General features: G+C 72.8%; 8 protein-coding genes and 1 rRNA gene. 7 read left to right on the top strand and 2 right to left on the bottom strand.

Features of this window, described 5'->3' with window-relative positions; translation table 11 throughout:
• Window positions 1-100: 100 nt before the first annotated feature.
• Both ABEB07_RS24935 and ilvD read left to right on the top strand, forming a co-directional pair.
• Window positions 101-925 carry a sugar phosphate isomerase/epimerase family protein gene (locus ABEB07_RS24935; RefSeq protein WP_176149993.1) on the top strand — a complete coding sequence of 275 codons (825 nt, stop codon included), beginning with the start codon at window positions 101-103 and terminating at the stop codon, window positions 923-925.
• Window positions 926-1,120: 195 nt separating this feature from the next.
• The gene (gene ilvD / locus ABEB07_RS24930; protein WP_164583990.1) at window positions 1,121-2,974 is read left to right on the top strand and encodes a dihydroxy-acid dehydratase; all 1,854 of its coding nucleotides are present in this window, start codon (window positions 1,121-1,123) and stop codon (window positions 2,972-2,974) included.
• Between the two features lie 112 nt (window positions 2,975-3,086).
• Here ilvD and ABEB07_RS24925 read toward each other — a convergent pair whose 3' ends face one another.
• On the bottom strand, window positions 3,087-5,216 hold the full coding sequence (locus tag ABEB07_RS24925; RefSeq protein ID WP_345670387.1) for a serine/threonine-protein kinase: 2,130 nt from the start codon (window positions 5,214-5,216) through the stop codon (window positions 3,087-3,089).
• A gap of 185 nt (window positions 5,217-5,401) precedes the next feature.
• On the opposite strand from ABEB07_RS24925, the gene ABEB07_RS24920 reads away from it, so the two are divergent.
• From ABEB07_RS24920 to proC, 4 genes are all read left to right on the top strand, one after another.
• Window positions 5,402-5,725, top strand: a complete 324-nt coding sequence (locus ABEB07_RS24920) for an SH3 domain-containing protein (RefSeq protein ID WP_176149995.1) — start codon at window positions 5,402-5,404, stop codon at window positions 5,723-5,725.
• Between the two features lie 43 nt (window positions 5,726-5,768).
• A complete protein-coding gene (locus ABEB07_RS24915) occupies window positions 5,769-6,284 on the top strand; it encodes an EamA/RhaT family transporter (RefSeq protein WP_345670386.1) in 516 nt (171 codons plus the stop codon).
• Between the two features lie 87 nt (window positions 6,285-6,371).
• Window positions 6,372-7,166 (top strand): class I SAM-dependent methyltransferase, encoded by a 795-nt coding sequence (locus tag ABEB07_RS24910; RefSeq protein WP_345670385.1) that lies wholly within the window; start codon window positions 6,372-6,374, stop codon window positions 7,164-7,166.
• 101 nt (window positions 7,167-7,267) lie between these two features.
• Window positions 7,268-8,077: a pyrroline-5-carboxylate reductase gene (gene proC / locus ABEB07_RS24905; protein WP_345670384.1), complete on the top strand. Its 810-nt coding sequence runs from the start codon at window positions 7,268-7,270 to the stop codon at window positions 8,075-8,077.
• Between the two features lie 70 nt (window positions 8,078-8,147).
• On the opposite strand, the gene trpS is transcribed toward proC, so the two are convergent.
• Window positions 8,148-9,143 carry a tryptophan--tRNA ligase gene (gene trpS / locus ABEB07_RS24900; RefSeq protein ID WP_345670383.1) on the bottom strand — a complete coding sequence of 332 codons (996 nt, stop codon included), beginning with the start codon at window positions 9,141-9,143 and terminating at the stop codon, window positions 8,148-8,150.
• 839 nt (window positions 9,144-9,982) lie between these two features.
• Between trpS and ABEB07_RS24895 the strand changes: the two genes are divergently transcribed.
• A 16S ribosomal RNA gene (locus ABEB07_RS24895) occupies window positions 9,983-10,044 on the top strand; the annotation flags it as partial.

Here is a 10,044-nt window from a genome sequence, read left to right as displayed (position 1 = left end):
ACAGAAGCCCCCCACCCCCTAGGGCGCCCCCACATGACGAACCCCACAACCCCCCCAAGCCGCCCCGCAGGGGCACTCCGCACCCCGTAACCTGTCCCCCATGGCAGAGCCAGCCGCCCGCGTCCCGGATGCGAAGGTCGCCCTGTCGACGGCTTCCGTCTATCCGGAGTCGACGGCGACGGCCTTCGAGATCGCCGCGCGCCTCGGATACGACGGCGTCGAGGTGATGGTGTGGACCGACCCCGTCAGCCAGGACATCGACGCGCTGCGCAGACTCAGCGACTACCACGGGATACCCGTCCTCGCCGTGCACGCCCCCTGTCTGCTGATCACCCAGCGGGTGTGGTCCACCGACCCCTGGGTCAAGCTCCAGCGGGCCCGCGCGGCGGCCGAGAAGCTGGGCGCGAGCACGGTCGTCGTGCACCCGCCGTTCCGCTGGCAGCGCCAGTACGCCCGGGACTTCGTGACCGGAGTCTGGCGGATGGCGAACGAGACCGATGTGCGCTTCGCCGTCGAGAACATGTACCCCTGGCGCTACCGCGACCGCGAGATGCTCGCCTACGCCCCCGACTGGGACGTCACCAAGGACGACTACCGCCACTTCACGATCGACCTGAGCCACGCCGCGACCGCCCGCGCCGACGCGCTGGCGATGGTCGACCGGATGGGCGACCGCCTCGGTCACGTCCACCTCGCCGACGGCAAGGGCTCGGCCAAGGACGAGCACCTCGTGCCCGGGCGCGGCAACCAGCCCTGCGCCGAGCTGCTGGCGGGCCTGGCCGGCTCCGGCTTCGACGGCCACGTCGTCATCGAGGTCAACACCCGCCGCGCCATGTCGAGCGCGGAGCGCGAGGCCGACCTCGCCGAGGCACTGGCCTTCACCCGCCTCCACCTGGCCTCCACGGTGCGCGTACCGCGACGCTGACCGTCGCCCCGGCCGGCCCCCGCGAGACTCCCGCGAGACACGCGTCCCGTATTCCGGACACCCCGTCCCGATCCCTGGATGACCGGCGTACGCTCGACTGAGTCAGAACTCTGCCGCGACGCCACGGCCGGCACCGGCCCGGCGCCGCACGTGAGCAGAACTCTCCGGCAGAACTCTCCGAAGGAGCGAGCGACGATGCCCGAGCTGAGGTCCCGCACAGTCACCCACGGCCGCAACATGGCGGGCGCCCGCGCCCTTATGCGCGCCTCCGGTGTACCCGGTGCGGACATCGGCCGGAAGCCGATCATCGCCATCGCCAACAGCTTCACCGAGTTCGTCCCCGGCCACACCCACCTCGCGCCGGTCGGCCGGATCGTCAGCGAGGCGGTCCGCGAGGCGGGCGGCATCCCGCGCGAGTTCAACACCATCGCCGTCGACGACGGCATCGCCATGGGCCACGGCGGCATGCTCTACTCGCTGCCCTCGCGCGACCTGATCGCCGACAGCGTCGAGTACATGGTCGAGGCGCACTGCGCCGACGCCCTGGTCTGCATCTCCAACTGCGACAAGATCACCCCGGGCATGCTGATGGCCGCGCTGCGCCTGAACATCCCCACGGTCTTCGTCTCCGGCGGCCCCATGGAGTCCGGCCGCGCCACCCTGGTCGACGGCACCGTCCGCACCCTGGACCTGATCGACGCCATCGCCGACGCGGCCAACGACAAGATCTCCGACGAGGACATCCTCCGCATCGAGGAGAACGCCTGTCCGACCTGCGGCAGCTGTTCCGGCATGTTCACCGCCAACTCGATGAACTGCCTGACCGAGGCCATCGGCCTCTCCCTGCCCGGCAACGGCTCGGTCCTCGCCACCCACACCGCCCGCCGCGCCCTGTACGAGGACGCGGCCCGCACGGTCATGGACATCACCCGCCGCTACTACGAGCAGGACGACGAGACGGTCCTGCCCCGCAACGTCGCCACCTTCGCGGCGTTCGAGAACGCGATGGCCCTCGACATCGCGATGGGCGGCTCCACCAACACGATCCTGCACCTGCTGGCCGCCGCCCAGGAGGCGGGCGTCCCGTTCGGCCTGACCGAGATCGACGCCGTCTCGCGCCGCGTGCCCTGCCTGGCCAAGGTCGCCCCGAACGTCGCCAAGGACCGCACGTACTACATGGAGGACGTGCACCGCGCCGGCGGCATCCCCGCCCTCCTCGGCGAGCTGCACCGGGCCGGTCTGCTCAACGAGGACGTGCACGCCGTGCACAGCCCCTCCCTGGCCGACTGGCTCAAGACCTGGGACGTGCGCGGCGGCTCCCCCTCGCCCGAGGCGGTCGAGCTGTGGCACGCGGCCCCCGGCTGCGTCCGCTCCGCCGAGGCGTTCTCCCAGTCCGAGCGCTGGGAGGCCCTGGACACCGACGCCGAGGGCGGCTGCATCCGCTCCCTCGAACACGCCTACTCCCAGGACGGCGGCCTCGCGGTCCTCAAGGGCAACCTCGCCGTCGACGGCTGCGTGGTGAAGACGGCCGGCGTGGACGAGTCGATCTGGACCTTCGAGGGCCCGGCCGTCGTCTGCGAGTCGCAGGAGGAGGCCGTCCAGAAGATCCTCACCCAGCAGATCAAGGAGGGCGACGTCGTCGTCATCCGCTACGAGGGCCCCAAGGGCGGCCCCGGCATGCAGGAGATGCTCTACCCGACCTCGTACCTGAAGGGCCGCGGCCTGGGCAAGAGCTGCGCGCTGATCACCGACGGCCGCTTCTCCGGCGGCACCTCGGGCCTGTCCATCGGCCACGCCTCCCCCGAGGCGGCCTCCGGCGGAACCATCGCGCTCGTCGAGGACGGCGACCGCATCCGCATCGACATCCCGGGCCGCTCCGTCGAACTCCTGGTGGACGACGCGGAGCTGGCCCGCCGCGAGCAGGCCCTGAACGGCGCGTACGCCCCGAAGAACCGCGACCGCAAGGTCACCGCCGCCCTGCGCGCCTACGCCGCGATGGCCACCAGCGCGGACAAGGGCGCGGTCCGCGACGTCTCCAAACTCGGCTGACCACCGCACGACCCGTACACGACCCGTACGCAGCACAGGGGCCGCTCCCACCCGGGAGCGGCCCCGCCGCGTCATCGGCCCGAGAGGCCCCGAGAGACCCCGAGCGGCCGTGTCACCAGTCCGACGGCCGCTCGCCGTCGACGGCGAACACGGTGCCGTCCGGGGCGCCGGCGTAGACCCGGCCGCCGGCGAGCACGGGCGCGGCCAGGGCGCCCGCCAGACCGCCCAGCCGGGGCGGAGTCTGTCCCAGGAGCCGGCCCGTCCGCGCGTCCACGGCGAGCAGCCGCCCGTCCGCGGCGGTGACATACACGCACCGGCCGTCCGAGACCGGCGCCGACCCGCGGCTCACGGCCGTCTCCAGCTGCCACAGCTCCCTGCCCGCGACCACGTCGACGGCCTCCAGGGTGCCGCCGGACGCCAGCAGCTGGACGACGCCGTCCCGCACCCCGGCCTGCGGGTCCTGCCGCGGCACGGACAGCGCCACCCGGCGTACCGCCTTGTTCCCGGGGGTGTACCGGACGACCGCCCGCGCGTCCCCGTAGACCCGGTCGAGGCCGAGGAAGTACACCGAACCGCCCTCGGCGCCCACGGGCCGCAGCGTGCCCGCCAGCCGCGCCTCCCAGCGGACGGCCCCGGTGCCGGGCACCACCGCGGCGACCCGGGTCCACGCCCCGTCACCGGAGGTGCTCGTCGCGTAGGCCAGCGCGTCCCCCGGGAACGAGACCAGCGACGGCGTGCCGTATCCGGGGACCGGCCCGCTCCACCGGGTGCGGCCCGAGGCGCTGTCCACGCCGGTGACCGTGCCGTCGGCGCCGGCGAGCAGCAGTGTGCCGCCCGCGAAGGTCCACCCGCCCTGTGCGGGCGCCTTCCGCACCGAGCGCGTCCGGCCCGTGGCGGGATCGAGCGCCGCCAGCTCCCGCCCGTCCGCCGTGGCCACGTGCACCAGACCGCCCGAGAGGACCGGCGCGGCCGTACCGGTCTGCGCCACGGACCGCCGCCAGCGCACGGCGCCGTCGACCGGGGAGAGGGCGTAGACCGACCCCGACTGCGCGCAGAACAGCGTGCCCGCGCCGTACGCGCACTGCGGCGCCGCCGGCCGCCCGGCCACCGGCTTGACCGCCCACGCGTCGAACGCGGCGGCGGTGACGCGCGGCTGCGCGCTCGCGGTCGCCGGGCCGCCGTCCCCGGACCACTGGACCGCGGCGAACGCGCCGGCCACCAGCAGCCCCAGCGCCCCCGCCGCCGCGGCCGTCCGCCCGCGCGGCGACCCGGCGAAACCCCGCCGCTCCCGCCGCACGCCGACAGCGGCCCGACCAGTCTCCGGCCCCGGCCCCGGCCCCTGCTCCTGCCCCGGCTCCTGCCCCGTGGTGTCGTCCGCCGTCCGGTCCGGGACGAACGCCTGGGTGTCGTACGAGGCCGCCGTCGAGCGCAGCTCGCGCATCAGCTCGTCGGGCGTCGGCCGGTCCTCGGGGTCCTTGGCCAGGCAGCGCAGCACCAGCGGGGCGAGATCCTCCGGCACGCCGGTCAGATCGGGCTCGTCGTGCACCACCTGGTAGGCGACGATGTACGGGCTGTCGGAATCGAACGGCCCGCGTCCCGTCGCCGCGTGCACCAGCACGGACCCCAGCGCGAAGACGTCCGCCGCCGGCCCGACCTCACGCGGCCGGCGGAACTGCTCGGGCGCCATGAACGGCGGCGTACCGATCAACTTGCCCGTCTCGGTGCGCAGTTCGCTGTCCTTGGGTCGGGAGATACCGAAGTCGATCACCTTCGGCCCGTCCTCGGCGAGCAGCACGTTGCTCGGCTTGAGGTCCCGGTGGACCACGCCCACCCGGTGGATGTCGCGCAGCGCCTCGGCGAGCCCGGCCATCAGCCGGCGCACCTGCGCCGGAGCCATCGGGCCGTTCCGCTTCACCTGCTCGGCCAGCGTCGGACCGGGAATGAACAACGTCGCCATCCACGGCCGGCCGGCCTCCGGATCGGCGTCGACCACCGACGCCGTGAAGGCGCCGCTCACCGTGCGGGCGGCGGCCACCTCCTGCCGGAACCGCCCCCGGAACTCGGGATCCCTGGCGAACTCGGCGTGCACCACCTTGACCGCGAGCCGCAGCCCCGAGGTGCTGCGGGCCAGATGCACCACGCCCATTCCGCCGGAGCCGAGACACGACTCGAGGCGGTAGTGACCGGCGTACTCCGGAACCTCCGCTTCCAGGCCCGTCCCGGTGCTGCGCTGTGGCGTCATGGCCCACCCCCGTGCTGTTCCGCCGCGCGCGCGACGCACGGAGCCTAGTCGATGGCTCGAACCGGACCGAGGCGGCTTGCTAGCGTTTCCGTACGAATCACGCACAGATGTTCCAGGGCGTGCTTCACAGCAGTCGAAACGGCCCCACGGCAGCAGGCCGGGGGGAGCAACGGGGGAGGAACAACATGTCCGTCGACCACGCCGAAAGAGCCGAAGGCGACGAGACGCGCGCCGCCACGGCCCAGGCCGCGGCAGCGACCGTCCGCTACTACGCGGTGGCGCCCGGCTTCCGCGTCAACGTCCGCAGCGGCCCCGGCACCGGGTACGGCGTCGTCCGCGTCCTGAACGAAGGCGCCCAGGTGCCGATCTACTGCCAGACCCCCGGCACCACGGTCACCGGCCCGTACGGCACCTCCAACATCTGGGACAACATCAGCAACGGCCAGTACGTCGCCGACGCCTACGTCCACACCGGCAGCGACGGCTACATCGCCCCCCGCTGCTCCTGAGCCCGCACCGGGCCCCGCGGCCGCCCCGCGCCATAATCGTCCCGTGAGCGACGACAACGGCACCCCGGAAGCGGCCGCGGGCACCCCGGCCCCCACCGGCGGCCCCCGGCCCGAACCCCTGCGTTTCTTCGGCACCACCTGGGTCGGCCACACCGGCGGCTACGCCCTGCGCCGCGCCGGCGTCGCCGCCGGCTCGCTGGTCGCCGCCGCTGCCGCCTGTTTCGTGCTCCGCTTCGCCTACCAGGGCCTCCAGATCGCCAACTCGGGCGCCTTCGTCACGCTCCTGGTCGTCGTGATGTTCGCCGTGTGCAGCGCGCTCGCCTTCCGCCACACCTGGGACGGCTTCGCCAAGCGCCCCGACCCCGACCGCCAGGCGTCCCTGCGCGGCCTGCTCGCCATCGGCTTCGTCGGCTCCCTCCTCGCCTACTTCTTCCGCTCCCTCACCGAGGCCCCCGGCGAGAAGCTGCACCGCCGCGAGTACGAGGAGGCCCGCGAGCAGTACGCCCGCCGCACCACCCGCCGCACCGGCAACCCCGCCAAGAAGCGCCGCCGCTCCTGACCCCGCGGCGCGGCGCCCACCCGGTGAAACGGCCCCCCCGCACGAAAACACCCCCCATCCGGTCGCCCGCCGACCGATCATGGCCGTATGACCGCGTCCCCCTCACCCGCCCCGGAGTCCGCCGCCGCGTACGCCGCCCGCGCCGCCTCCTTCAACGCGGCCGCCGCCGCGTACGCCGCCCACCGCCCCTCCTACCCGCCCGCCCTCTTCGACGCGGTCGAGGAACTCGCCGGCCGCCCCCTGACCGGCGCCCGCGTCGCCGACGTCGGAGCCGGCACCGGCATCTCCACCGCCCTGCTGCACGAGCGCGGCGCCCACGTGCTGGCCGTCGAACCCGGCGACGGCATGGCCGCCCAGTTCCGCAGCGGCCACCCCGCTCTCCCCCTCGTCCGCGGCAGCGGCGACGCCCTGCCCCTCGCCGACACCTCCCTCGACCTGCTCACCTACGCCCAGGCCTGGCACTGGACCGACCCCGCCCGCTCGGTCCCCGAAGCACTGCGCGTGCTGCGCCCGGGCGGCGCGCTCGCCCTGTGGTGGAACACCGACGCCGTCGACGTCGACTGGATCGCCGAGGCCGGCCGCCGCGTCGGCCGCGCCTTCGGCGTCGACACGCCCGCCGAGGCGCAGCGGGCCGCCCGCACCGACCGGGCCGACCCCTCCGGCCAGCTCGACTTCGCCCGCCGCCAGGTCCGCTGGAGCCGCCGCGTCCCCCTCGACACCCACCTCGCCAACATCGCCAGCCACTCGATCTTCCTGGTCTGCCCGCCGGACCGGCGGACCGCCTACCTGGCCGAGGAGCGCGAGCACCTGCTGAAGGTCTTCCCCGACGGCATCGTGGAGGAGACCTACGACGTCCTCCTCCTCGTCGCCGTCACCCCCTGACCGCCCAGCTCTGACCGCGCGGCCCCGACCGCCCGGCCCCCGGCGTTCCGCCTGCCGGACAACGCGCCGCCCGCCGCACCGCCGGTGCGAGGATGAGCCCCATGAGCCAGAAAGTCGCAGTCCTCGGCACCGGCAAGATCGGCGAAGCCCTGCTCAGCGGAATGATCGGGGCCGGCTGGGCCGCCTCCGACCTCCTGGTCACCGCCCGCCGCCCCGAGCGGGCCGAGGAGCTCCGCGCCCGGCACGGCGTCACCCCGGTCACCAACCCGGAGGCGGCGAAGAACGCCGACACCCTGATCCTCACCGTCAAGCCGCAGGACATGGGCACCCTCCTCGACGAGCTCGCCCCGCACATCCCCGCCGACCGGCTGGTCATCAGCGGCGCGGCCGGCGTCCCGACCGCGTTCTTCGAGGAGCGCCTGTCCCCCGGCACCCCGGTCGTCCGCGTCATGACGAACACGCCCGCCCTCGTGGACGAGGCGATGTCCGTCATCTCGGCCGGCACCCACGCCACCCCCGCGCACCTCGCCCACACCGAGGAGATCTTCGGCGCGGTGGGCAAGACGCTGCGCGTCCCGGAGTCCCAGCAGGACGCCTGCACCGCCCTGTCCGGCTCCGGCCCGGCCTACTTCTTCTACCTGGTCGAGGCCATGACCGACGCCGGCATCCTGCTCGGCCTGCCCCGCGACAAGGCCCACGAACTGATCGTCCAGTCCGCCATCGGCGCGGCGGTGATGCTCCGCGACAGCGGCGAGCACCCCGTCAAGCTCCGCGAGAACGTCACCTCGCCGGCCGGCACGACCATCAGCGCCATCCGCGAGCTGGAGAACCACGGGGTGCGGGCCGCGCTCATCGCCGCGCTGGAGGCCGCCCGCGACCGCAGCCGCGAGCTGGCCTCCGGCAACAACTGACCCACCGGTCCGCACCGGCGGGCGACGGGACGAGGACGACCGCCCCCGCCCGCCGTCCCCCTCGGGCGGGTCAGGCGGGGAGCAGTCCGATCGCCCGGTACGCCGCGTCGACCGTCGGCCGCGCCATCGCCCGCGCCTTCTCCGCGCCCGCCCGCAACACCCCTTCCACGAAGCCGGGGTCCGCGCACAGCTCCCGGTGCCGCTCCCGCACCGGCCCGAGCAGCTCGACCACCGCCTCCGCGGTGTCCTTCTTCAGCGCCCCGTACGAGGCGTAGCCCCCGGCCAGTTCCTCCGGGTCCCCGCCGGTGCAGGCGGCCAGGATCTCCAGCAGGTTGGCGATCCCCGGCCGCCCCTCCCGGTCGTGGACGACGTCCTGCCCGCTGTCGGTGACCGCGCGCATGATCTTCTTGCGCGTCACCTCCGGCTCGTCCAGCAGATAGACGATGCCCGGCCCGGAGTCGTCGGACTTCCCCATCTTGGAGGCGGGGTCCTGGAGGTTCATCACCCGGGCCGCCACCTTCGGTGAGGTCGCCTTCGGCACCACGAAGGTGTGCCCGTAGCGGTGGTTGAACCGCACGGCCAGGTCCCGCGCCAGCTCCACGTGCTGCGTCTGGTCGTCCCCGACCGGCACCTCGTCCGTGCCGTACGCCAGGATGTCCGCCGCCATCAGCACCGGATACGTCAGCAGCGACAGCCGTACGCTTCCGCCGCGCGCCTGTTCGCGTGCGGCCTTCTCCTTGTACTGGATCATCCGCCGCATCTCGCCGTCGGTGGCCACGCACTCCAGCAGGTAGGACAGCCGCGCGTGCTCGTCCACATGGCTCTGCACGAACACCGTGCACCGCCGGGGATCGAGGCCCGAGGCCAGCAGCAGCGTCGCCGCCTGCCGGCTGAGCCGCCGCACCCGCGCCGGGTCGTGGTCCACGGTCAGCGCGTGCAGGTCCACGACGCAGAACAGGGCGTCCGCCTGGTGCTGGTCCACCTCGGCCCACCGCCGCAGCGCGCCCAGATAGTTCCCGAGCGTGAGGTGCCCGGTCGGCTTGACCCCGCTGAAGACCCGTGTCATCTCTTCTCCGTCTCCTGGTCGAGACCGCCGGCCTCGGCCGGCCGGCCCCCGGGAGTCCTGGAGGGGAAACGAGAACGGCCGCCGAGGGCGGCGGCCGTTGGGTTGCGTACGTGAGCGCGGCCGCCGTCAGGCGGGCCACCACTGCTGGTCGTACGTACGCGTCGTCATGGCAGCGAGCGTACGCCCGCGGGGCCGGTCCCGCAGCGGGTTGACACGTCCCGTCGCGGTCCGTACTGTTCTCCGAGTTGTCCGACGTGAGAGCCGACTCCGGTCGGTCCCCGGACAGCCACTCCGCACGTACCCAGCCTCTCGACGACAGTCGTGTCATACGCCTGTTGTCGTTTCATTGGCGCGAGTATTTACGGAATGAGGAATCCGCGTTCGCGAGAACGCAGCCCCGATTCGCACGGGGGCACGGAATCCGCTAAAGTCTCACTCGTCGGAACGGCCCAACGGGCCGGGAAGACAGCCCCGCTGACCGGGGATCAGGTCGAAAAAGATCTGATAGAGTCGGAACCGCCGGAAAGAGAAACGCGGAAGCGGGAACCTGGAAAGCACCGAGGAAATCGGATCGGAAAGATCTGATAGAGTCGGAAACGCAAGACCGAAGGGAAAAGCCCGGAGGAAAGCCCGAGAGGGTGAGTACAAAGGAAGCGTCCGTTCCTTGAGAACTCAACAGCGTGCCAAAAGTCAACGCCAGATATGTTGATACCCCGTCTCCAGCATCAGCTGGGACGAGGTTCCTTTGAAAAAACACAGCGAGGACGCTGTGAACAGTCGAGCCTATTCCGCTCGACTGTTCCGCTCTCGTGTGTGTTGTACCGGATTACCGGTAAACATTCACGGAGAGTTTGATCCTGGCTCAGGACGAACGCTGGCGGCGTGCTTAACACATGCAAGT

This window comes from Streptomyces similanensis, from assembly GCF_039543625.1.
Taxonomy (GTDB): Bacteria; Actinomycetota; Actinomycetes; order Streptomycetales; family Streptomycetaceae; genus Streptomyces; species Streptomyces similanensis.
Note: the sequence above shows the minus strand (reverse complement) of the source record. Positions and strands in the feature narration are given on the sequence as shown.

Excerpts from the sequence above, each read along its gene's own strand:
- ABEB07_RS24935 (WP_176149993.1), top strand. The coding sequence starts at position 101 with ATGGCAGAGCCAGCCGCCCGCGTCCCGGATGCGAAGGTCGCCCTGTCG.
- ilvD (WP_164583990.1), top strand. The coding sequence starts at position 1,121 with ATGCCCGAGCTGAGGTCCCGCACAGTCACCCACGGCCGCAACATGGCG.
- ABEB07_RS24925 (WP_345670387.1), bottom strand. The coding sequence starts at position 5,216 with ATGACGCCACAGCGCAGCACCGGGACGGGCCTGGAAGCGGAGGTTCCG.
- ABEB07_RS24920 (WP_176149995.1), top strand. The coding sequence starts at position 5,402 with ATGTCCGTCGACCACGCCGAAAGAGCCGAAGGCGACGAGACGCGCGCC.
- ABEB07_RS24910 (WP_345670385.1), top strand. The coding sequence starts at position 6,372 with ATGACCGCGTCCCCCTCACCCGCCCCGGAGTCCGCCGCCGCGTACGCC.
- proC (WP_345670384.1), top strand. The coding sequence starts at position 7,268 with ATGAGCCAGAAAGTCGCAGTCCTCGGCACCGGCAAGATCGGCGAAGCC.
- trpS (WP_345670383.1), bottom strand. The coding sequence starts at position 9,143 with ATGACACGGGTCTTCAGCGGGGTCAAGCCGACCGGGCACCTCACGCTC.